This window comes from Pseudomonas sp. 1152_12 (assembly GCF_052850675.1).
On the sequence record NZ_VXCW01000020.1, the window covers coordinates 1 to 23,356 of the forward strand.

Below are 23,356 nucleotides of genomic sequence, written 5' to 3' on the forward strand. Positions count from 1 at the left end.
TGAAATTGCTCGCCTCGACATCAATAAAGTCGACAACCCGCTGCGCTTCCAAGGCCAATACTTCGACCAAGAAAGCGGGCTGCACTACAACCGCCATCGCTACTACAATCCAGATATTGGTCGTTACCTGACGCCTGATCCGGTGAAGCTGGCGGGTGGCATCAACGCGTACCAGTACGTGCCCAATCCGACGGGGTGGGTAGATCCACTGGGGTTGAACTCGTGTCCAGGTGGGGATGGTTGTAAACCCACTACAGGGTTCGAAAATCCGGTTGGAAAAACGAAGGTTGATGAGCGACAACCAGCAATACCGCAACTGTCACAGGAGCATCGACAGGCGCGAATAGATGCACTAGCTGAGGCAAACGCCAAACGGCGTGTGTTGGAGTCAGAAGATAGATATGACATGCATACTGTCGCCAAACACGGTCCCGAAATCACTGATCCGGCGCTGAAACAGAGGGCAATTGATGGAACCGATCCAAGCACTGGATTACAAAAGCCAGGAGCGAAGGGAAATTTAAGCTCCCAGTTTCATAGTTGGAAAATGCAACTAAGCGCTTTGAACAAAGCGTTGACACGCAAATCGCTTGGATTAGAGCCCTTCAATGGAAAAGACCACAATCAAAACCCCATACTCAAGCTGCAATTACCTGGAGCAGGACGAGGCTATCGACCTAACAAAGCAGACGCTGCAAACCCACACCTTAATGAAGACCTGGATTGGTTCGAGGTGAAATTCGATAAAAAAGATAACGACAGGCCATTTACTGCCTTTCCTGCGGAGAAAAAGTAATGTTGAAAGATCCGTTCCTAAATGAACCATTCGATCCCAACCTCAAATGGCTTATAGGCGTATTTGATGTTTATGATCGAGAGCACGAGCTTGGTAAAGAGCTAGAAAAATACAACCCGAATGAAAAACTGAGCAGAGAGGTGCTCATAAGAAATCACGCGTTGAATTTGGATTACCTTTCCTACAGACATAAATTCGCTTTGATTCAGGCCCTAAAAAGCAGCCTGGATGCTGAAAATTATGACTTTCAAAGCTTATTCACGATTGGCGAAGACGAGGCAGCTTCATGGCCAAGAGCGGAATGGTACGAGCTGGAGAGTCCTAGGGACTTTTTAAATGATGTTTACCAGCTCGCACAGATTATTTGGAAAGACGACCTCCAAAAAGCCAGCCTCGAAGACCAATCCACATGGTGAGTACCACCTGCCTCAATGACGCGCCACAAAGCCAGGCCCACTCGTAGAGAATGGGTGAGCCCGGCAACCAAATCACCGTGTCGAAAGCTCCATAATCATCCGGCTAAGCAGATAAATCCGCGGTGCCACACTCTCCACTTCCGCATATTCCTCTGGCGTATGTATGTTGCCACCGACAATCCCGAACCCATCCAACGTCGGCGTCCCTACCCCAGCGGACAAACTTGCGTCGGCTGCCCCGCCGCTGCCTTCAATGGTCAACTTACGCCCCAGTTCCCCATAGATTCCCTGGGCAATTGCCACCAACTTGTCCGACTCCGGCGTCTGCGGCATTGGCGGTAAACCGCGCAGCAAACGGGTCTTCACTTCGGTCTCCGGGATCAACTTATTCGCTGATACACGGGCCAGGTCTTTCTCGATCCGATCAAACTCTTCCGGCAATGCCGCGCGTACATCCGCCTTCGCAGTGGCTTGGTCGGGGATGACATTGGTGCGGTCACCGGCCTTGATGACCGTGAAGTTGATGGTGGTTTTCTTTTCTTCATCGCCGAGTTTGCCCAGTTGCAGGATCTGGTGCGCCGCTTCCATAGCGGCGTTGCGGCCCAGTTCCGGGGCGACGCCGGCGTGGGCGGCTTTGCCTTTGACTTCGACCACGGCGGTGGCGCTGCCTTTGCGCCAGACCACCAGGCCGTCGGCTGGGCGGCCGGGCTCAAGATTAAGGGTGACGTCGTGGCCTTTGGCGGTGGTGCGGATCAGCTCGGAGGCAGCTTCGGAGCCGGTTTCTTCGCTGGCGTCGAGCAGGAAGGTGATGTGGGCGTAGTCCTTGAAGCCCTGTTTTTTAAGGACTTTGAGCGCGTAGATGCCGGCAACGATACCGCCTTTGTCATCCATCACGCCGGGGCCGTAAGCGCGGCCGTCCTTGATGTGGAACGGGCGTTCGGTGGCCGAGCCTTCCTTGAATACGGTGTCCATATGGGCCATCAGCAGGATCTTGGCTTTGCCGGTGCCTTTGAGGGTGGCGATCACATGGCTGTTGTTGGCGGCCTTATCCGGCACCAGTTCGATGCTGAAACCCAACTGCTTCAATTCATCCACGGCGATGTCGCGCACTTGGGTCAGGCCGGGCTCGTAGCCGGAGCCCGAATCAATATTCACCAGACGTTCGAGCAGCTTAAGGGCATCGGCCTTGTACTGTTCGGAATCGGCCTGGATCTGCTTGTGGGGTTCGGCGCTGTAGGCCGGCACGGCGAAGGACAAGGCCAGGGTCGCGGCCAGGAGGGTACGGGAGAAGGTGAAGAGCATAAACCGATCCTTGTTTTTGTTGGGAGGGGCTGCAACACCCTACCCCACTAGACCGAATGCAACCAACTCCCCTGCACCGAACTCACGCGGTTACGCCCGCTGCTCTTGGCCTCGTACAACGCTTGGTCAGCGTCGTTGAGCCAACGGGTGGAATCAGCATGCGCAGCTTGATACGGCGCCAGGCCGATGCTCAAGCTGGCGCGCAGCGTCGGGTCTTGGGTATACGCCAAGGCGTTGAAGCGATCGCGCAAGGCGTCCATCACTTCGGTGGCGCGGTTCAGGGGCATGCCCGGCAGGATCACGCAGAACTCATCGCCGCCATAGCGCCCGGCAAGGTCGGTGGCGCGCAGGTTCTGGCGCAGCACTTTGCTCAGTTGGCGCAACACGATATCGCCAGTGACGTGGCCGTAGGTGTCGTTGATGGTTTTAAAATGGTCGATGTCGATCAGCGCAATGGCGGCGCCCACCTGCTCGCGACGGCAGCGTTGGAATTCGATTTCCAGATGATCCTTCCAGGCACCGTGATTGAGCAGGCCGGACAAGCTGTCGGTGCGGCTCAGGGCCAGCAATTCGCGTTTGTGTCGGGCCAGCGTCACGGCCTGGCGGTAGCAGATCCAGCCCAAGGCCAGCGGATACAGCATCAAGATTGGTAGGCAGGCATAAAGCTGTACCTCGGTGGTCACCGCGATAAACGCCGGGGCGAACAGCAGCAACGACGTGCCGATGCCCAACGCCTGCGCCACCCAACCGGCCAGCATAAAGCGTGGCCCGCCGATGGCGACGTTGTTCATGGTCATCATGGACAGCGTGGTGACGCTGGGCAGCGGGTTGAAGTGCATCGCGCCGACCCAAAAACCGCCGCAAAAGGAATCGAACAGCAGGTTACGCCGTTCGTTGCGCAGTGAGTTGCTGGCCCGGCGCGACGATTGATAGGCAATGTGCGGCCAGACGAAGGCGTTGATCACCATCCACGCCCACACCCACGCCGGTGGATGCAAGGGGTACATGCCAAATACCACGCACACAAAGCCGAGCGTCAACCCCAGGGCGCGCGATTTATACAACCGTGAAGCGAGCGCAAGTCCATTTGCTCCGGCGGCTGACATGGTCTGGTGTGATCCTGGACGAATGCCTGGAGTCTATCAGGGTAACGGCAATGCGCCACTACCGCTCATAACCCCGTGCTGAAGCGCATCAGTGCGAAAAACCGCGCGCCAACATCAACGCCACACCCAGCAACAGCAGCGCCGTGACCCGCTGCAACAACAGCCGCCGCTTGGGGTTTTCCAGCACGTGCTTGATACGCTGGCCGAAATAGCAGTACAGGCAACCACTGGCAAATTGCAGGGTCAGGAACGTCAGCCCGAGGATCGCGATATCCGCCGCAGATGTGTGCGCCCCGCCGCCTGCAAACTGCGGGAATACGGCGCTGAACATGATGAGGGTCTTGGGGTTGGAAAACCCAGTCAACAGGCCTTTGCCGAACAGGCTGCGCGCGCCCTCCACGTCGGCACCCCGGTTGATCGAGACACCGCTGCTGGTCCACTGTTTATAGGCCAGGTAAAGGATGTAGGCCACCCCCACACACTGGAGGGTCTGGGTGATGGCGGGATTGCCCTTGATCAACGTCGAAAGGCCCACGGCAAAGATCAGGATCGAAATCAGGTACGACACACTGGCGCCGAGCTGCGCCGGGATCGAACTGCGCAGCCCGTCCTTCAAGCCCAGGCCCAACAGCAGTAAGGTCATCGGGCCGGGGCTGAAGGTCATGGTGGCGCAAAACAGCAGAAAGTAGAGAAACGAAGACAGCGTTAACGCACTTGTCATGGCTGGACCTTGGTTGAAAGAAACAACAGTGAATGCAATCCCGCCCCGAAGCCCGTCAGGCATCAGTGATTGCGGTGGACAGGGCGTTGCGATACATCAGCGCCAGATCAGCCAGGGCGGCCCTCGCGGTCTGATGACCGGTTTCAAAACCCACCAGGCCTTTCCAGTGGGTTTCGGCGATGGCCTGCACCACCGCGGCGTAGTCACAGTTGCCGGCATCTTGCATAGCCGCGTTGTAGCTAAAGGAAATGCCTTTGATCAGGGCGTGATACGTGCGCACCACGTGCGCGGGCAAACCGTTGTCGATGTGGGCATGCCCGGCGTCGAGCAAGCAGTAGACGTTACTGTGCGCTTGCAGGTGCTCGAACACCCTGGCGAATTGCGCTTCATCGGTGAAAATTCGGTAGTTGACGTAGTTGGACAGGCTCTCCACGTAGATATCCGTGTCTTTGCCCTCGGCATACCGCGCCAGTTTCTGCACCGACTCCAGATAGTGTTCCAGCGCGACCTTCTTGGCCTCGGGCGCCCTTTGCGGCCCGATGATGCAGCCGCCATGGATGATCAACGGTGCCCCCAAACGGCTGGCAATTTCGATCTCTTTTTCTACGTATTCCACAGCCGCCGCGCGGAAAGCCCCGACATCGCTGCCCAACGGCGCCTTGAAGTTGCTGTGGAACAGCGGCTGAACGCCGCTGACTGCGATCCTCTCCTGCAGGCTGGCGATGCGCGCATCGGTCCAGTCCTCGACACTCTCGCCTGGCAGGCTGCCGTCGATGTACCAGTGGGTGCAGCCACCTTCAATGGCGCTTTGCAGGCCTTTTTCAGCGCCCAGGTATTTGTGCTGGGCCACTGCGATACAAAACGGCGCGCCGGGATTGATCAGTTGGCCTTGCATGGCGTGACTCCTGTCTTCAATGACGCGCAGTCTAGGGCGCTAACCTTGCGCAAGGCAGGTGAAGTAATGCCTAATCCGGCCTAACTTCACCGGTAAAAATGACCGGTAAAATTTCCGAAAAAACCAGGGAGGCTTATGTTTGTATCCGCCATCGCTTTTGAGCCAGGCACGCCCAAGGTGCAGCAGATTGTCGAGGCGTTCAGCCAGGCCATCGAGAACGGTGAGTGGGCACCGGGCAGCAAGTTGCCATCGGTGCGTGAACTGACCCAGACCTTGGGCGTCAGCAAGTTCACCCTCAATGAGGCGCTGGACCGTCTGCGGGGGCGCAACCTGCTGACCTCAAGCCAAGGGCGCGGCTACTTTGTGGCGGTGGACACCGCCCGCCCCGCTTCGGTGGCCTGGGTCGACCTGTTACCTCAGGATTTACTCAGCGTGTTGCGCCGCCCCTTGGTCACCGCCAGCGGCGAGCTGCGCCCCGGCAGTGGCCACTTGCCGGAAGACTGGCTGAACGGCGAAGCCATCCGCCACGCCATGCGCAGCGTGGTGCGCGCCCCATCGTTGCGCATCGCCGGGCTGGGCACGCCCGCCGGTTTTTTACCGTTGCGCCAGGCCTTGCAACAGAAACTGCACGCCGAAGGTCTGTCCGTGCCGGTGGAACAAATCATCACCACGCCCAACACCGTGCAGGGCCTGGACATGCTCATGCGCCTGCTCGTGCGCCCCGGCGATACGGTGCTGCTGGACGCGCCCTGCTACTTCAACTTCCACGCCAACCTCGCCCTGCATGGCGTCAAGGTGGTGACGATCGAGCGGCGCGCCGACGGCTTTGACTTCGCCGCACTTGAACACCTGCTGGCCGAGCAGCGCCCCAGCTTGTACCTGACCACCAGCGTGCTGCATAACCCCACCGGGCACTCCTTCAGCCCCAGCCAGGCGTTTCGCCTGCTGCAACTGACCCAGCAATACCACTGCCATATCGTCGAGGATGACCTCTACGGCGACCTGCACCCCAACCCGCCACCGCGCCTGGCCGCCCTCGCCGGCCTGGGCCAGGTCACCTACTTATCAGGCTTCTCCAAGATCCTCAGTGCCAACAGCCGCGTCAGCTACGTGGTGGCCGCGCCGCAACTGGCGGCGAACCTGACCAATATGAAGTTGATGAGCGGCGGCGTGACCTCGGAACTGCTCGAGCAGATCGTCTATCGCATGCTCAGCGAAGGCAGCTATGCCAAGCACCGCAAGCGCATGGTGCAGCGTTTGACAGAGTCAGCAGGGCGCGTCGAGCAATGGCTCAAACGTTGTGGCTGCGAGCTGCCGATGGCGTATGAAGGCGGGATGTTTATCTGGGCGCGCCTGCCGCCGGGAGTGAACGGTGAGCGGCTGGCCCAGGAGGCGTTGAAACACAGCATGGTGTTGGCGCCCGGCGCGTTGTTCGGCTACGACCCGGCGCACCTCAACTCGATGCGTTTTAATGTGGCCCACAGTGATGAGGCGCAGTTGCAGCGAGTGTTCGAGGCGTTGCTGCTCAAGGCCCTAAACGCCCCTTGAGCATGCTGTGATTGAGCAGTGAGGTGTTGTGTCAGTGACTCAGCAGCCGCCCGCCAGGCGTTCACGCAAGAATTCCACCAGCGCCTGCACCGGCCTGGCGCTTTGCCGATGTTGGGGATACACCGCCGACAGGGTCAGGGCTTCGGGGGCGAAGTCTTCCAGAATGGTCACCAAACGCCCGTCCCTCAATGCCTCGGCGACGATAAACGTCGGCAGGTAGGTGATGCCCAGCCCGGCAATCGCCGTGTCGCGCAACAACTCGCCGTTATTCACGCGCATCCGCCCGCTGACATTCACCGAGTGCAACTTGCCCTTGGTCTGGAAACGCCATTGCACCTGGCGGCCGTGGCCATAGGGCAGGCAATCGTGGTCGGTCAAATCTTCGGGCTTGAGCGGCGTGCCGCGCTGGGCCAAGTACTCGGGGCTGGCGCAATACACCCGCTGCACGCTGGCGATGCGCCGCGCGATCAGGGTGGAGTCTTCAAGCGTGCCGATGCGTAACACCAGGTCGTAGCCTTCGCCAATCAGGTCCACCGGGCGGTCACTCAGGTCGACTTCCACCGACACGTGCGGGTGACGTTGCAGGAACGAGGGCAACAGGCAGCCCAGGTGGGCCATGGCAAACGAAAGCGGCGCGCTGAGGCGAAGGGTGCCGCGCGGTTCGCTGTTCTGGCCGGCAATGCCCTGCTCCACTTGCTCGACGTCATTGAGCAAGCGCATGGCGGCTTCGTAGTAACTCTGGCCCAGTGGCGTGACGTCCAGGCGGCGCGTGGAGCGGTTGAGCAGGCGTACGCCGAGGCGATCTTCCAGCTGGATCAAGCGGCGGCTGACGAACTGTTTGGACAGGCCCAGCTGCTCGGCGGCGGCGGTGAAGCTGCCGGACTCCATGACCTGGCAGAACAGGCGCATGTCTTCGTAGGGGTTCATTGTCGCTTCTCAGTGGACGATGGCTTGTTTTATAACCGGCCCGTCGCAGCACCACAAATCAAATGTGGGAGGGGGCTTGCTCCCGATAGAGGTGGATCAGTCACTGTGACTTTGGCTGACACACTGTCATCGGGAGCAAGCCCCCTCCCACAAGGGATTACCTACCTATTCGGATCGTGAGCAACGTAGGAAAGCGTAGTTGCCGAAGTGCTGGTATTTGACCTGCGCCTCAGGAACGGCCGCAGATGCCATAAATGTGTCCACGATGGCCCACCGATCACGGACCATCGCTGGCGTCGATAGTCACCATCAGCGCAATGAAGTTCTCTTAAAAAAACCAACGGGTAACATCAACCCCATGCCAAACGGCACCCAACTAAAACACTTGGAGCACACCCCCATGAAACGCCAACTCTTGCTTAGCCTCGCTTTCTCAGTACTCGCTGCAAACGCTTTTGCTCACCCTGTTGTCGCTGAAGGCGGTGCGGATCGTCTGCAGGAGCGCGGACTGGCTGAAGGCGGTGCGGATCGTCTGCAGGAGCGCGGACTGGCTGAAGGCGGCACGGATCGTCTGCAGGAACGCGGCCTGGCTGAAGGCGGCGCGGATCGTCTGCAGGGCAACAATGCATAACCCCGCACTGTTAGCGGGGCACCCCAAACCGGCCTGATCAGCCGGTTTTTTTCGTCTGCGATTAATCCAGGTTGCGGTCTATCCACAACACCGCCTTGCCGATCTGTTGCCGGGCCTCAATGCGCGCATGGACCTGCTGTACAGTCTCAAGGCTGTAATACCCCTCAATGTCCACCGTCAGCGCCCCCTCGAGCATCGCTGCAAATACCGCATTGGCACGCCGTTGCACGGTCGCCCCATCGGCCATATGGTCGGCCAGCCGTGGTCGGGTCAAAAACAGTGAGCCCGCCTCCCCCAGTTCAATCGGGTCCAGGTCCGTCAACGAGCCCGAGACGTTGCCGTAGTTGACGATCAACCCGCGTGTGCGACAGGCGCGGAAGCTCTCACGCAAGGTGTTTTTGCCGACGCAATCAAAAACCACGTCCACCCCTCGCCCATCCGTTGCGTGCAGTACCTGATCGGCAAACCGGTCATACATCCACGCTTGGTGGGCGCCACGCTGAAGCGCAATCGCACATTTCTCGACGCTGCTGCCGGTGGCAAACACTGTCGCCCCCACGCGTCTCGCCATTTGCACCAGCAACTGGCCGATGCTGCCGGACGCGGCGTGAATCAGGCAGGTGCTGCCCGCGTGCAAACGGGCCACATCGTCCATCAAGTAGTGCGCCGTGCAGCCCTGAAACATCGCCGCCGCTGCTTGATCGAAGCTAATAGCATTGGGGATTTGTACGATCTTTTCGACAGGCACACTGGCGTATTCGGCATAGGCGCCCCAGGCAATGCACCAAGCCACACGGTCGCCCACGGCCAGGTGACCCACGCCCGGACCGACTTCCACCACCACACCGGCGCCCTCCATGCCCAAGGTGCACGGCAGGCGCACCGGGTAAGTCACTGAACAGGCGTATTTGCCCTGGCGCGTGTGAATATCCATGAAATTGATCCCGGCGCAGGCCACTTTGACCAGCACATGGCCCGCCGTGACCTGGGGTTTGGCAACGTCGTGGCGCAGGTGGGCGACTTCGGGGCCGCCGTAGGCTTGCAGGGTGATGGCTTTCATCGGGGAACAACTCCGTTTGCACTGGGAAGCGGCCATGGTAAAAGGACAGACTCGGTAGGAATATTCCCCAATCTCTCCCAGCCTCTGTGCGGAAATAACCCGATGTTCGACTGGCAGGATCTGTATTACTTCACCGTCTTGGCCCGCACCCAGTCACTGTCGGCGGCCGCCCGTGAGCTGCAGGTGGAACACGCCACCGTTGGACGGCGGGTCGACGCCCTGGAAAAAGCCCTCGGCGTGAAACTGATCGACCGCCTGCCACGCAGCCGGCCACTCACCGCTCAAGGCCTGGCGCTAGCCGGATTGGCCGCAGGCATGGGCGAGATGGCCACCGAAGTCATGCGCCTGTCGCGCGTGGCGTCCATCGAACTGGCCGGCACCGTGCGCGTCAGTTGCCCGCCGTCCATTGCCAACCACTGCATCGCGCCTCATGTGGCGCGGTTGCGCGCCCAGTACCCGCAGTTGAATCTGGTGCTGATGCCATCCACGCAACTGGCGGCACTGGACAAAGGCGAAGCCGATATCGCCTTACGCACGGTGCGCCCCGACGAAGACGCACTGGTGCGCCGCAAGGTCGGCGCGGTGCGCTTCGGGCTGTATGGCGCGCCTGAATTCAAACAACTGCCGGCCAGTCAATGGACCTTCATCGCCTACGACAGCAGCCGTAACCACTTGCCGCAGCAGGCGTGGCTGCACCAATTGCGCGGACAACGCCCGATCGTATTTGCCGCCAGCGACCTGATCACCCAACAAATGGCCGCCCGCGCGCACGTCGGCGCGGTGGTGTTGCCGACTCTGGTGGGTGATCACGACCCGCTGTTGGTCCGGTTGCCCACGGCCAGCGAAGGGCCTATGCGCGATATCTGGCTGACGGTGTACCCGGATATACGCCGTTCGCCGTCGGTGAAGGGGGTGATGGAGTTTCTCGTGAGGTGCATCGAGGGCGAGGATCAGCTGCGCCGCTGAATCTTATGCGGCCCATGAACCCTCGGGTATGACCGGATAAAGCCTTCCGGCTACCCACTCAGCGCTTGGACGGTCAGGAGGGAGGGGATCGGCACACACAACAGGGCGCGCAATGGCGCCCTGTTGTGATACCCGGTTTATAGATCAAGTACAGTGCGTGTCAGCAAGGTACGTCGTTTGAGCAGGAGAGCGTGTTCTTTCACGTTACGGATGTATTGGGCAGCGGAGCCATCATGTCCTCGCGAATAACCTGGAGCGTAGGGCTCAGCGACCGGTAATGATTGTTGGGAACACCTCTGACGGTAATCACTTTGCCATCTTTGGTGAGGAGTGTTGGCAATGCAATATTGCTTCCTTCTGCGCCAGACCCAGACAAGGGCACCTTGAGTGCCGACTTGAACACGACCGTCCTTCTGTTAGTGCCAGCCGTTTCACTCAGAACGAGAGTTACATCGCCGGAGGCATTCGTAGACGTTAAGACAACTTCCGCGTCAGTGTAATCAAGGGTGACTAAGCTCTTGTTGGCATCGTAGATGATAACGTCCGCGCTGCCCTTCATGACGACGTACGAATTGCTCTCGCCTGTCCAGTTTTCCGCCGTGTCGATCGCAGCATTGTAGGCTCCCCGGACGACCCCTCCGCCATTAATAACTATCGTATTCTTACCCCTGCCAGTACTGACATAATCATTCTGTCCGTTAAGGGTTATTTGATTATCTCGGTCGCTGCCTATCACGCGACTTTGCCCGCCCTTCATCGTCGCCACATTGGAAAATGACTGGATGTTTCCTGAACTTTGATAGGGTTGTCGGGCTGGCTCACGCGCGCCCACTGAGATTAACGATTCGGCGAGGTCAATCGTCAGTTCAAGGCGTTCTCCTCTCAGATCGGAAATACCCCGGATGGCGCCTGGATCGACGGCGGTCATAATCAATGTATTGTTTCCATTGCCAGCGTCCAAGTCAGGCATAAAGCGGGGGGCATTTAAAACCCTGTGAACAGGTTCGCCCTCGAGCACACTTTTATACTGGCTGATGAATCGGGTAAATAGATCATTGGGGCTCATCATAAAGACATCATCTTTATCTCCGCCCTTGATTGTCTTTTTGCCCCCGCCCAGTAAAAACAGGTTAGGTCTACTCTTTACGCCCTCCACGGTATCATTGCCTCCACCGAGGCTCCATATCAGGCCCTTGCCAGGCCCGGCGGTGCCATCAACACGGTTGAACTCATTGCCATTGCGCGATACCGGCACCAGAGAAACAGCTTCATCCGGTAGGGTAAGAGAGTCGTCGCTATCATTCAGCGCGGTGACCGCTGACGGCGTAGAAGGCGTAAAGGAGTTTACGGCTCGGGTAGGGCCGACTAAGACGGCGGAAAGATCATCAAAAAAGGACGTTGACTCTCTGACAGGCTGGGAAACCACCACGTCCACATTGCCAAAATAAGCAGTTTGATAGGTTTGTTTCAAATCGCCATTGAGTAATTTTGTCAACTCAACACGACTGCTTTCTATGTAGCGATCCGTGTGGAGTTTATCAAAGTACGGTTTCATAATATCGTAGTCGAGAGGGACTCCCCAGAACGCGTTCCAACCGGCGTTCAACCGTTGCCCTGGTGTCAAATCTATAACGTCGTCAATATCGTCAACCGCACGCACCGCGGTGTAAATCGCCTGCCCTGTCATCAATGCCGCAGCTATCCCAATACCTACAGCCCCAGCATGCGCAGAACCTCTGTACATGGCGATGGTCAAGGCAATGGATGACAGCGTGCTAGCAATCGAGAGTGCGCCAGCAACATAGTGATCCTGTTTTATTTTTGGTTCTGTAGCGGCGGCGGCGGCGTTAAAAGCGTTAACCGCACTCCTGATGTCAAATACAATGCCGGCTAATCCTACTCCCGCACCACCTAGCTTTAGGTTTTTGCCAATGCTGGTAGCGGCGAATGCCTCGGCTGATTGCCCGGCCTTTTCAGCCAATTTGCTCGATAGCTTATTCAACGCAACCTCAGCGGCCATGCTCCCATAGTCAGTTGTCAGCGCCCCGGCATCAAAAAGGGCGTCCGTCGTATTCCCGTTCTTGAAGTTATCGAAGATGCTTCTAATACTTTGATAGGTGCCAAACATCTGCATTGCGGCCCCTGATGCTGCGGTCTTCGAATCGCTCGAAGGCGCTTGCGAGCGCTTAAAATCAGCAGGCAGTGTTTTAGTAAGAGGGTCCAGCAGCGTAGTTAACTCAATCACCTCGCGAGACGCATCGGCGGGCACGTATATCAACGCGGGGCCCGTGGGATCGCGATGCGTTCCTAGCTCGACGTATGCAGCAATCAGGCGCTCTTTGGCGGGCCCCTGAACGGCCTTGATGCGGCTTGAATATTCGACGACATTCAGTTGGGCAGCATTGATTAGCTTCTTGCCATCCGGGTCATTGGGGAGCGCTGCTTCAATGGCCTTGCCATTGATGCGCAAACCCATCTGATAAGCCTCCACGCGGGTGATCTCGGCAGTGCCGATGCGTAAGGCGGGCAACGTGGCGTCGAGTGCTTGTAGCCTCTGAACTTCAGATCGGGCAAAGGGAGCAGGCTGCGGACGATGAGGTGTACGGCCTGTATCGATAGCGTTATCCAGTTGACCATCTAAAGGAACGAAGTGGGTCACTGCCAGCTTCGACAGTTCTGCAGTCACTGCGGGATCGAGTTTGCCGTCGTAGATCAAGGCGGTTAACGATTCCGCCATAAAGTCCTTCGGACTGTTGCTTGCCACGTCACTGAGTTTCGCACTCGCTGCGGCATCAATACTGGGGGGCGAATGGGCGGCATTCAGATAAGCGACCGTGTTGCTTTCGTAGTTAAGGACAGTGGCCAATTGGTTGACCAACAGCGCTTCTTGTTTTGCCAGGGCAAAGTCGTTACCTTTTTTGGCACGCTGCTCGGCTACCCGATCAGCAACGCTTTGCTGACCTTTTGAGGCCATTTTTGCATCAAAAAAATCTTCACCTATTACCAGGGTAGGGGGAGAGCCTAAATACAGTTTAGTATGACTCTCGGTATTCTCCGGGCTGATAATTACCTCGAGTTTACTGATGTGCCTGGCCAGCGTTGGTCGGGCAGTAACAAGCGTCGCCAAAGCACTGTTGAGTGCGTCGGCCACCTTCTTCTGCCTGTCGGGGCGAGGCTGGGAGTAAAGTTCCTTAGTCGTGACTTCTACGCCGTCGATTGTGGTGGAAGGTAAAAACTTTAGTCCACTCATCCCGCCGACTTTGTCGACGCTTTGTGCCAGACGAACGCTCTCCATCCATTCGAAAACATGGGCGTAGCCACCAGGCGGCGGCAGCGCCGCACTAACCGCTGCGCTTAATTTGGAATACAGCGTACTCATTTCAGCGTCGTGAATGGAGTTGGCGTAGTCGGCACGATAATGCTTAATCGAAAGTAGAGCCTGCACCCCATAATCGTACTGCTGAACGCCGCGGGTGGAATGAAGTTTGCTCACACGGCTGAGCACATTATTAAAGTCATCAAATTGGCGGCCTGCGTTTTTTGCAAGGTCGGGATCACGGGTGAGCGCTCCGCCAGTGGGGACATCGGCCGTATCGATCAATGTGCCCGTATCTAAGTCTTTGAGGGCCACTGAATACATGCCTTCAATACGCTTGCGGTCAATACGGTGCGCGGTTGGCAATACGCCGGAAAACTCACTGAGTTTAACTTCTGGATCGGCGCGATTTTCGCCAAAAAAACGATAACTAGGAGGTTTAAGCACGGTAAAGAACACCTTCATTCCCTTCGCCATGTCGGCCGACGACGTGAAGGTTGCATAGCCAAAGTTAGGATCATAGAAATAATACGAACGTTCACCTGTGGGGCTGATACGGACCCCGGTCACCATCGCATGCCCCTCTATCTCCAACATCAAACTTGTTGTTTGAGTGGCCGCCTCCAGTCGTGGTGCAATGACGGTGTATGAACGTTGCTCTATGACGGTCGCTCCGCCCATGGGGTTATGATAGGGATTCTCACGTTTAACCACCTGGTGCAGGTCGATAATTTGCTTAATCATCAATCGAGATTCAGGATGTTCTGGGTTGGCCGCAGCGAAATGAAGGTTTTCAACAAACGCTTTCTGTTTATTATCGAGCGTCGCAAGCGCCATCACGTACGAGAGGCCAGCACAATTACCGTCGCTAAATAAATCGGCCCGGCTGAGATAGTGAGATTGGGTGTGAGGCATTACTTCAGCCCCAGCCCCTTTCATCATGTCTCGATATTTTACAACCCCATCCGTGACCCAACCCGTTTGTAAATATTCTATGCGCTTTACTGCCCTGCCGACTTCCTCTGGTGTCGGGTTGCCGCCCACGACCTGGTCGACGATTTGATTAATCGTTAGATCAGAGGCGTACCCCTGTACTGTCGAGGGTCCCGTTTCAAAGCCCCTGTTATAAGCTACACGATCGTCATTTTTTGCCATCTCCATCTTTACTTCGAAAAGACGTTCTTGACCTTCCCGTACCGCCCTTTCTTGCTTTCTCTGTGCAGCTCTTTGTTGTTCTGTCTGAGTGGCGGTTTTGCGCCAAAACTTCCAATCATTAAGCGGCTGGCTTGCGCGCTGCCCCTGCGTATTGCCTAGATCGCCCCCGCTTTCCCGATAGCTGTCTTTCGCCGCCTGAATCTCTTCCGGGTAATAAATACCGTCGGGACGGTTCTGGAGCACACCTCTGACCAGCGCCCAATGCGTGAACGCGCGATCCTGGGCTTTTTCCTGTTCGATACTGTCGGTCGCCGTCACCGCATCAGTATCAGCAAATGCCATGATCGCGTTAAAACTCATCACAGCACTGGCGCCGGGTTGCATTTTCTCTATTCGATTGACGGCCGCACTCAGCACGGTCCATTCACGTGACCCGTAGACGATGTCGAAAGGCAGGCCTTTGACCAGGAATTCTGGGGCTGCGGTAGCCAACAACAGACGTGCCGCCACCGGAGCAAAAGAGGCATCAACGTTGTGCGCTGCCCTCAGATGGTCCGCCAGCCGCTGGACAATGGTTGCAGGTGTCGCGCCCCAATTGGCAGACTGGCTCAGTTCATAGCCTGCAACTTTTTCCGGGTTTTTGTCGGCGTTCTCGCGAAGTCGGAGCATGGTAGTGCGCTGATGACTGTCGAGTGCCGCAAGCTTGTCATTTACCACAGGCACCGGCAGAGGATTGCTCATCACCTGGATCAGGTTGCGAAGCTGCGCCTGACTTTGCGGTACGTTGATCCCTCTGTCGGTGAGGAACTGTTTGGTACTAACCCACCGCTCCGCGGGCAGCGAGAGGTGGGTGCTGTGGGAAGAGCCAGCGCTAAGTCTGACGTGGTGAAGCTCTAAAATTGCAACGATGCTAAGGGCAGGAGAAGTCTCGACCTTGGCCAACAGTTGTTTGAGACCGTCCACTACCTGTTGCTGATTACCTCTCTCTTCCAGCGTTTGTCGTTGGGCTTCCAACGCCTGCCGCGAACGGGCGGCAGACGGTGTCATCAGGTCAAACGTTTTGCCTGCGGTTAGCGCTTCAGCACGCTGCCGAGCCGCCTCAGGCGACACACGGAACGGCTCCCCGTAGAAGGTGGCAACGGACTCGGCAGGTGCAGTTTCATGCTTGATGTTAGCCAGTAGTATTTTGTCATCGGCGTAAGCGGGAACCACCAATCGACCGGCGTGAAGTAATGGCCCAGAAACCTGAGCCCAGCCCGAATCGTCATCCAGCGTGAATGTTTTAATTTGGCCGTCAACAAGAGCTCTTAGCGTTCCTCCACTAGGATATAGGCGGAGTATGGCGCTGGTGTCCAGTTTCTGTTCTTTAACCCACGCCAGAAAATCCGGGTTTTTCAGCGCGTCATTGTACAGGCGCCACCATTGCCCGAATAAGGAACCGGCAGGAATATCTATGCGCGCGCTCTGAGGCGTTGTTCCTCCTCGTGCGGTTAATAGCCCCGAGGCATAACGAGCGACCAACTCGGTTTCGCTCGCGCTGTCCGTCGCATTGATGTCGTTGCGCCCCTGCGTCTGCATTTGTTGAGTTTGCAGAGCGGTTAGCGTGCGGTCTGCCGGCCTTCTCAACGGATTGTCGAGGTCGGAGTCAACAAAGGTTTTGCTGGCCGCAAGTGTTGCGGCGCGCCGGTTGGCGGCGTCTGGGCTGAGTTCGGGTGTTTCGCCATAAAACTCGCCCACCCGCTCAAACGGCACACTGCCTCGGCTAAACGCTGCGTCCGTGTGGATCGTTGATGCCTTAGGCGCGGCGACCTTTGCGGCAGCCCATATAGACTGCGAGACGTAGGCCCATTCAAAGTTTTGCGCTTGAGTGAATGTTTTGAGTTGCCCATTGACATTGGCTGAGAGCGTTCCGTCCTGAGGAGAGAAACTCACCGTGGCCATATCGATACCATTTCTCTGCGCCCAACCCACATAGATCGGGTTCTGGAATGCAGTACGCAGCTGTTGCCACCAGCGGCCAAACAGCGAGTCGGGAGGAATCTGCGCAATGTGAGCTTCACGAGGCGTTTGCCCGCCCCGTGCATAGCTCAGCATTTCACCATAGAGAACAGCCAAGTCACTGTCAGCTGCGGCCTGCACTGCGTAGCGTGCACGTTGATCGAGGAGTTCCTGGCTACGCTGTTCAAGCACCTGAAGGTTGCGCGAGGCAGGCGACCTCAGTGGATCATTGGCATCCAGAGGGACAAATGCCGAGGTTGCTTCAAGTTGTGCTGCCCGCGCTGCAGCCTGATCCGGGGTGATGTCGTGTTGCTCGCCATAGAAGTCGGCGATGACCTCAAAGGGCGCGGTACTGGCATTGAAGGGAGGTTGGGTGCTCAAACTGTCTGTTTGAGGCGCCACCGCTTTCGCAGCTTTCACTATAGGCTCGGATATTTGAGCCCAGCCGGAATTGTCAGTTTGGGTAAATCGTTTGAGTTGGCCATTGACCGTGGCAGAGAGGCCACCATCTGCGAAAAGGGTCACTGTAGAGGTGTCAATACCGGTTTTTTTTGCCCAGTCGAGATAGTCGGGGCTCTGGAGCGTGTCGTAAAAGTGCCGCCACCATTGGCCGAAATTGGACTCACGGGGAATACCTGATATCACGCTACTGTTACGCTGTTCCCCGCCCCGCGCTTCGAGTAATGCCAAACGGTAGGCGTCCGTCAGTTCTTTATCGGCTGCTTGCATCGCCACGTATTGAGTGTATCGCTGCTCACGGGTATGGAGTGCATTCTGCTGAACCTCCAGCGCCTCCCAGGTATGCTCAGTCCCTACGCTCGCCGAAAATGTTGGGTTACGCCTCAACGCTAACATGTGCACTCTTACAGCTTGCTCCGTTTCGAAGCTGTAGTCCTCGCCATAAAAAGCGGCCACATACTTAGAAGGGGCTGCGTCATTGCTCAATGACGGAGGAATATCGACGTGGGGAGCCCCATGAAACATATACTTACCCGCCGCAACAATCTGCTGTGACACATCCCCCCAACCCGTGTTATCCGATGGGCTGAAACGCGTCAATACGCCGTTGACTTTCGCTAGCAGAGTTCCGTCGCTCGCCAACCTCATCTGGGTGCCAGGGTCAATCCCATTGCGTGATTTCCAGCCCAACAACTCCGGACTCTGCAGTACGTTGTTGAAGTGCCTCCACCACTGACCAAAGCTTGACTTGGGCGGAATGTTTTCGACCGTAGTTTGCTTCCAACTAAGGCTTGGGTTGTTCTGCAGAATCGTCAGCGTAAACAGCACGACAAGCTGATTATCAGCTCTTTTTTGATCGGCATACCTGACCTGATGTGTGCTCAGTGCTTCTTGAAAACGCTTGAGCGCTTGTGAAGAGCGATCGCCGGGTTGCCGGGACAAGTCATTGAGGGCGAGCGCAGAAAATGCGTTATTTCTGGACAACTCATCGGCCCGCTCCCGAACGACGTTCTGCGTGATAACGGAGGGGAGTGGCGGACCATAAAAATCGCAAATGACAGCGGCGGGGGCTGCATTACTTTTAAACGAGGCGTCTACAGGCAAGGCCGTGGCACCAGGCGCAACGATTTTGCCGGCAGCCCGTATGGGCGTGCTCACTTGCGTCCAGCCAGAGTCATCACCCAGCTGGAAAAGCGTGTGCTTGCCATTAACCTGCCCGCTGAGGCTGCCGTCCTTGGGCGAATAGACCACAGTGGACATATCAAGCCCAACACGCCCCACCCAGTCCAGGTAATCCGGGCTTTGGAACGTGCTGAAAAAGTGTTCCCACCAGGCTGTGAACGTAGCGTCTTTTGGCAAAGAAACAGGGGCAGTCAGAGACGGCGTCGGTGAGTTTGCCGCTTGGGTCAGTACCGAGCTTAAGCGCAGTGCAAGAGCACTGTCACCTTTGGCCTGCGCCTGAGCCGGCGCGCGGGTCGAGTCGGCACCCGGCAGGACCAGGGTCTGGTCCGTGTCGGCAAAAGAACGCTTGGAGCGCAGAATTGTTTTCTCGCGAGCGTCTCCCTCGGGAAGCGCCGGTTTACCCTTCGCACCGGGTGTTTTCTGCTCATCTGATATCGAAGTTTGCGATGGAACCTCAGCCCCACCCTCTGGCAAGGGCGTGCTGACATCAGCCGATTGAGGAGGTAATTTATCCACCGTTTCAGGTGTTACAGCGGGAATTGTTTGCGACAGCTGGTGAGTATGGGCAGTGCGAGTCGTCGTGGAGATCATTGATTTATTACCGAGATATGAAAAATCGCTGTTGGAGGCTGAATTCGCGCCTCCATGCCAAAAATTCATACGACAGAGAATCTCTATCCGCACTCGAGAAAACCAGCAGATACCATTGTCTAGATATGTCCTACTGAGGCCATTGCCAACGCCCACGGCCGCTCGCCGAAACTCCTGCTTTTTCTTTCGGAAATTCCCTACCTCTTTCCCCCAGTTTCACCAAAACCTTCGTCACACTTAATTGTGAAAATCAGCCAGCCCCAGACGCTCACGGCGAAATACCTGTCAATTATCACAGTAGATGGCCCCTGCAATGCTGTTGAGTCCGTAGCGGTAAACCCACCACGCAAGGAGCATCACCCTGGCAGTCGTCGAAACCTACAAGGGATATCAAATTGAAGAGGGGCTAACGGGAGGCCGTTACGAATGGAAGGAGAAAGGGTTCATTTGGCAACCCCACCGGGTTGCCGACGTGACCGAGCGTCTCGCCGCCTGGATGCGCAGCTGTTGCAGCACCGCTGACCACAAAAAGTCGGCTTTCCAGGGGCTTGATGGATTATCGAGCGGGTAAACAAGCCGTCCAGGAAGTGGTACAACAGGTGCCCTTGCCTACCCTTCCTTAAGGCCGCCGCTCATGACGTCCAAGCTCGAACAACTCAAGCAATTCACCACTGTGGTCTGCGACACCGGTGACCTGGAAGCCATCAGCCGCCTGCGCCCGGTCGACGCCACCACCAACCCGTCGCTGCTGCACAAGGCCGCCGCTATCCCCGAATACGCCGAACTGCTGCGCAATGCCGTGACCCTGTCCAAAGGCGATGTAGGCCTGGCCTGCGATCACTTTGCTGCATCGGTCGGTGCCGGGATTCTCAAGGTGATCCCTGGGCGCATCTCCACCGAAGTCGACGCGCGTTTGTCCTTCGACGAAGACGCACTGTGGGCCAAGGCCAACCAGTTGATCGCGCTGTACGACCAGGCCGGTATCGGCCGCGACCGCGTGCTGATCAAGCTGGCCTCCACCTGGGAAGGTATCCGCACCGCCGAACGCCTGGAAAAGGCCGGTATCCAAACCAACCTCACGTTGCTGTTCTCCTTCGCCCAGGCCGTGGCCTGCGCCGATGCGGGGGTGTTTTTGATTTCGCCGTTCGTAGGGCGCATCTACGACTGGTATCGCAAAAACACCGGTCTGGACTATACCGGCGCTGAAGATCCAGGCGTGCAGTCGGTGACACGCATCTACAACTACTACAAGGCCAACGCCCTACAGACCGTGGTCATGGGCGCCAGCTTCCGCACCCTCAGCCAGATCGAACAGCTGGCGGGTTGCGATCGCCTGACCATCAGCCCCGACCTGCTGCAAAAACTCGACGAAGACCGGGGCACACTGGAACGCAAACTGGTGCCGGGTGCCGAAGGCGAAGCGCGTCAGCAATTGACCCAAGCGCAGTTCCGCTGGGCATCGAATGAAGATGCAATGGCGACCGAAAAACTTGCGGAAGGCATCCGCCAGTTTGCGCGGGACCAGGAGAAGTTGGAGGCGGTATTGACCGCTTTATAAGCACTGAGTGTCGCATGACGAAAGGGTTTAGAACGGCCCCATCGTCATCACCCGCTCATCAATAAACCCGCGCAGCATTCCAATCCGTTGCGTGTAAGCATCACTCAAGCAACTCACCCGTGCGCCGCACGTTCGCCGCAGTTTGAGCCAGGCAGCCTGCCCGTCCATCAGTGAGCCGCGCGTTTAGTTGCGTTCACCCAACCCACGGGCGGCCAGCGCACCGAGTATCCCGCCGACGATCGGCGCCAGCCAGAACAGCCAGAGTTGCGACAGGTACTCACCGCCGGCAAACAACGCCGGGCCAGTACTGCGAGCCGGGTTGACCGAGGTGTTGGTGACGGGGATCAACACCAGGTGAATCAGGGTCAGCGCCAGGCCGATGGCGATCGGCGCAAAGCCGGCAACCACACTTGGCACAGTGACCCGCATGATGATCAGCACAAAAAAGAACGTGGCGATCACTTCGGCCAGCAACGCGGCCAGCATGTCGAACTTGCCTGGGCTGAGCGGGCCGTAACCGTTGGCGGCAAAACCGCCCACCGCGAAATCCGGCTGCCCGTTGGCGATCTGGTACAGTGCCGCCGCGGCGACAATCGCGCCGACCACCTGCGCCGCGATGTACGGCAGCACATCAACGCTGCGAACGCGGCGCCCCGCCCATAGGCCAATCGTCACCGCCGGGTTGAAATGCCCACCGGAAATGCCGCCTACCGCGTAAGCCATGGTTAACACGGTGAGACCAAACGCCAGGGAAACGCCGACAAACCCAATACCCAGCTCCGGGAATGCCGCCGCCAGAATGGCGCTGCCACAGCCGCCGAACGTCAGCCAGAAGGTACCTAGAAACTCTGCGGTCAAACGCTTTTGCACAATCGACTCCATTGCTTTCCAAGTGCCACGGCCCTGGTTCAAGGTCGTGGCAATCGCCGTCGCCACGGGATGTGGCAGGCCCGGCGCGACGGTAGCAATGGGCATCAAAACGCCCTGTAAGATTTTCCTGTTTTTACTCAATATGCGGCGTTTTGCGCATCAGTTGCGCGCCACACCCTGCCCATACCGGTGAATCGCCAGGCAGTAACCCATCAACGCCACCGCAGCCAGCAAGCCGCCCGCCGCGCCGATCCAGGCGAAGCCGAAGTGGCTGCCGACCCAACTGCCCATCAGAGCGCCGCCGCCGATACCGATGTTGTAGATACCGGAGAACATCGCCATGGCCACGTCGGTGGCGTCGGGTGCCAGCACCAGCACTTTGGATTGCATGGCCAGGCCAAAGCCCATGATTGCCATGCCCCAGAACACGCTCAAGCCGACCAGGTACGACTCGGCACCGCTCAACGGCAGCATCAGCGCCAGGCACGCGGCGAGCAGGAACACCGTGCTGACCACAAACAGGTGCGGGTTGAAGCGGTGCACCAGGCTGAACAGCAGCGAACCGATGATGCCCGCGCCGCCGAACACCAGCAGGAACAGGGTCACCACATTGCCGCTCAGGCCGGCAACGCCTTCGACAAAGGGCTCGATGTAGCTGTAGGCGGTGAATTGCGCGGTCACCACCATCGCGGTCAGCACGTAGAGCGCCACCAGCGCCGGGCGCTTGAACAGCAACGGCAGGCTGCGCAGGGAGCCGGAGTTCTGACTCGGCAGCGCCGGCAAGGTACGCGCCAGCCAGAACACCAGGGCGGCGGCGAAGGCGGCGATCACCAGGAACGTGGTGCGCCAGCCCATGGCTTCGCCGAGCAGGCGGCCCAGCGGAATGCCCAAGACCATCGCCAGTGAGGTGCCGGTGGCCAGCAGGCCGAGGGCTTGCACCTGTTTACCTTCCGGCGCCAGGCGCACGGCCAGGGAAGCGGTGATCGACCAGAACAGCGCGTGGGACAAGGCGATGCCGATGCGGCTGACCATCAACAAGCCAAAGCTGGTGGCGACGCTGGAAAGGATATGGCTGGCGATAAACAAGCCGAACAACACGATCAGCAGCTTACGCCGCTCAACGTTACGCGTGAGCAGCATCACCGGCAGCGAGGTCAGCGACACGATCCAGGCATAGATGGTGAGCATCAGGCCAACGCTGGCGATGGGCATGTCGAAGCTGGCGCCGATGGCGCTGAGCAGGCCAACAGGCACGAATTCGGTGGTATTGAATACAAAGGCGGCCAACGCGAGGGCGATGACCGGTTGCCAGTTGGCTTGGGGCGTTGCGGCTGAAAGGCTCATTGACGGGCGAGGTACTCTGGCGGTGATCAAACGGCCACGCAGGACAAGCGCCGCCGCCGAACATTCTATAGGTTTCTCACCCCGCTGTTGACGCGGATCGTCGCCCGCAGGCTTAAGGCGACGTCATAGTGATCACATAGTTACCCGACTGAATCGGCTGACCCGCGTTGTCGACCAGCAGGTATTGCTGGTCGTAATAGCGCCCGTTGCCGCTGTCTGCCACCAGCTTCACATGGGCAGCATTGACGCTGGGCACCGGCGCCACATTGCGCACATCGAAGTGGCTGCCCCGGCTGGAAATGGCGCACCCGGTCAGTTCCATCACCGCGCCGCTGCGCGCATTTGTCGCACACCCAGGCTCCACGATAGCGCCGGTGAAGTGAAGGGTGCCCTGCCCCACTGTCTGTGCCGCCGTACAGGCACCCGCCCAGAGGCAAAACAGGCCGGTCACTACCGAAATACCTTTAACGTTCATGCCGACACTCCTTATTGGGCTCTCAATAAGGGTAGTCGTC

The 23,356-nt window shown here is 57.9% G+C and carries 16 protein-coding genes; 6 read left to right on the top strand and 10 right to left on the bottom strand.

Translation table 11 applies throughout. From position 1 onward, the window contains the following. Together FW764_RS25950 and FW764_RS25955 are read left to right on the top strand one after the other, a co-directional pair. Positions 1-796, top strand: a 796-nt coding sequence (locus tag FW764_RS25950; protein WP_446436370.1) for an RHS repeat-associated core domain-containing protein, incomplete at its 5' end; no start/stop codon positions are given. After that, a complete protein-coding gene (locus tag FW764_RS25955; RefSeq protein ID WP_083358963.1) occupies positions 796-1,212 on the top strand; it encodes a hypothetical protein in 417 nt (138 codons plus the stop codon). The genes FW764_RS25950 and FW764_RS25955, both read left to right, overlap by 1 nt. Before the next feature lie 72 nt (positions 1,213-1,284). On the opposite strand, the gene FW764_RS25960 is transcribed toward FW764_RS25955, so the two are convergent. From FW764_RS25960 to FW764_RS25975, 4 genes are all read right to left on the bottom strand, one after another. Further along, the gene (locus FW764_RS25960) at positions 1,285-2,514 is read right to left on the bottom strand and encodes a M20/M25/M40 family metallo-hydrolase (RefSeq protein ID WP_446436371.1); all 1,230 of its coding nucleotides are present in this window, start codon (positions 2,512-2,514) and stop codon (positions 1,285-1,287) included. 47 nt (positions 2,515-2,561) lie between these two features. Continuing rightward, positions 2,562-3,620, bottom strand: a complete 1,059-nt coding sequence (locus FW764_RS25965) for a diguanylate cyclase (RefSeq protein WP_446436372.1) — start codon at positions 3,618-3,620, stop codon at positions 2,562-2,564. 88 nt (positions 3,621-3,708) lie between these two features. Continuing rightward, positions 3,709-4,341 carry a LysE family translocator gene (locus FW764_RS25970; protein WP_446436373.1) on the bottom strand — a complete coding sequence of 211 codons (633 nt, stop codon included), beginning with the start codon at positions 4,339-4,341 and terminating at the stop codon, positions 3,709-3,711. 55 nt (positions 4,342-4,396) lie between these two features. Next, positions 4,397-5,236, bottom strand: coding sequence for a sugar phosphate isomerase/epimerase family protein (locus FW764_RS25975; protein ID WP_446436374.1), 840 nt, complete (start codon positions 5,234-5,236; stop codon positions 4,397-4,399). A gap of 135 nt (positions 5,237-5,371) precedes the next feature. Between FW764_RS25975 and FW764_RS25980 the strand changes: the two genes are divergently transcribed. Continuing rightward, positions 5,372-6,784 carry an aminotransferase-like domain-containing protein gene (locus FW764_RS25980; RefSeq protein ID WP_446436375.1) on the top strand — a complete coding sequence of 471 codons (1,413 nt, stop codon included), beginning with the start codon at positions 5,372-5,374 and terminating at the stop codon, positions 6,782-6,784. Positions 6,785-6,823: 39 nt separating this feature from the next. On the opposite strand, the gene FW764_RS25985 is transcribed toward FW764_RS25980, so the two are convergent. After that, on the bottom strand, positions 6,824-7,711 hold the full coding sequence (locus tag FW764_RS25985) for a LysR family transcriptional regulator (protein ID WP_446436376.1): 888 nt from the start codon (positions 7,709-7,711) through the stop codon (positions 6,824-6,826). A 400-nt stretch (positions 7,712-8,111) separates the two neighbouring features. Here FW764_RS25985 and FW764_RS25990 point away from each other — a divergent pair, with 400 nt between their 5' ends. Beyond that, positions 8,112-8,342, top strand: coding sequence for a hypothetical protein (locus tag FW764_RS25990; protein ID WP_446436377.1), 231 nt, complete (start codon positions 8,112-8,114; stop codon positions 8,340-8,342). Between the two features lie 61 nt (positions 8,343-8,403). On the opposite strand, the gene FW764_RS25995 is transcribed toward FW764_RS25990, so the two are convergent. Continuing rightward, positions 8,404-9,402 (bottom strand): quinone oxidoreductase family protein, encoded by a 999-nt coding sequence (locus FW764_RS25995; protein WP_446436378.1) that lies wholly within the window; start codon positions 9,400-9,402, stop codon positions 8,404-8,406. A gap of 102 nt (positions 9,403-9,504) precedes the next feature. Between FW764_RS25995 and FW764_RS26000 the strand changes: the two genes are divergently transcribed. Next, positions 9,505-10,368 carry a LysR family transcriptional regulator gene (locus FW764_RS26000; protein WP_446436379.1) on the top strand — a complete coding sequence of 288 codons (864 nt, stop codon included), beginning with the start codon at positions 9,505-9,507 and terminating at the stop codon, positions 10,366-10,368. A 199-nt stretch (positions 10,369-10,567) separates the two neighbouring features. Here FW764_RS26000 and FW764_RS26005 read toward each other — a convergent pair whose 3' ends face one another. Beyond that, positions 10,568-19,138 carry a hypothetical protein gene (locus FW764_RS26005; protein ID WP_446436380.1) on the bottom strand — a complete coding sequence of 2,857 codons (8,571 nt, stop codon included), beginning with the start codon at positions 19,136-19,138 and terminating at the stop codon, positions 10,568-10,570. Positions 19,139-19,703: 565 nt separating this feature from the next. Between FW764_RS26005 and tal the strand changes: the two genes are divergently transcribed. Next, positions 19,704-20,627, top strand: a complete 924-nt coding sequence (gene tal, locus FW764_RS26010) for a transaldolase (RefSeq protein ID WP_446436381.1) — start codon at positions 19,704-19,706, stop codon at positions 20,625-20,627. Positions 20,628-20,810: 183 nt separating this feature from the next. Here tal and aqpZ read toward each other — a convergent pair whose 3' ends face one another. From aqpZ to FW764_RS26025, 3 genes are all read right to left on the bottom strand, one after another. Next, positions 20,811-21,509 carry an aquaporin Z gene (aqpZ, locus tag FW764_RS26015; RefSeq protein WP_446436409.1) on the bottom strand — a complete coding sequence of 233 codons (699 nt, stop codon included), beginning with the start codon at positions 21,507-21,509 and terminating at the stop codon, positions 20,811-20,813. Positions 21,510-21,656: 147 nt separating this feature from the next. Then, positions 21,657-22,841, bottom strand: coding sequence for a sugar transporter (locus FW764_RS26020; protein WP_446436382.1), 1,185 nt, complete (start codon positions 22,839-22,841; stop codon positions 21,657-21,659). 112 nt (positions 22,842-22,953) lie between these two features. Continuing rightward, positions 22,954-23,316, bottom strand: a complete 363-nt coding sequence (locus tag FW764_RS26025; protein WP_446436383.1) for a type 1 fimbrial protein — start codon at positions 23,314-23,316, stop codon at positions 22,954-22,956. Positions 23,317-23,356: the final 40 nt, after the last annotated feature.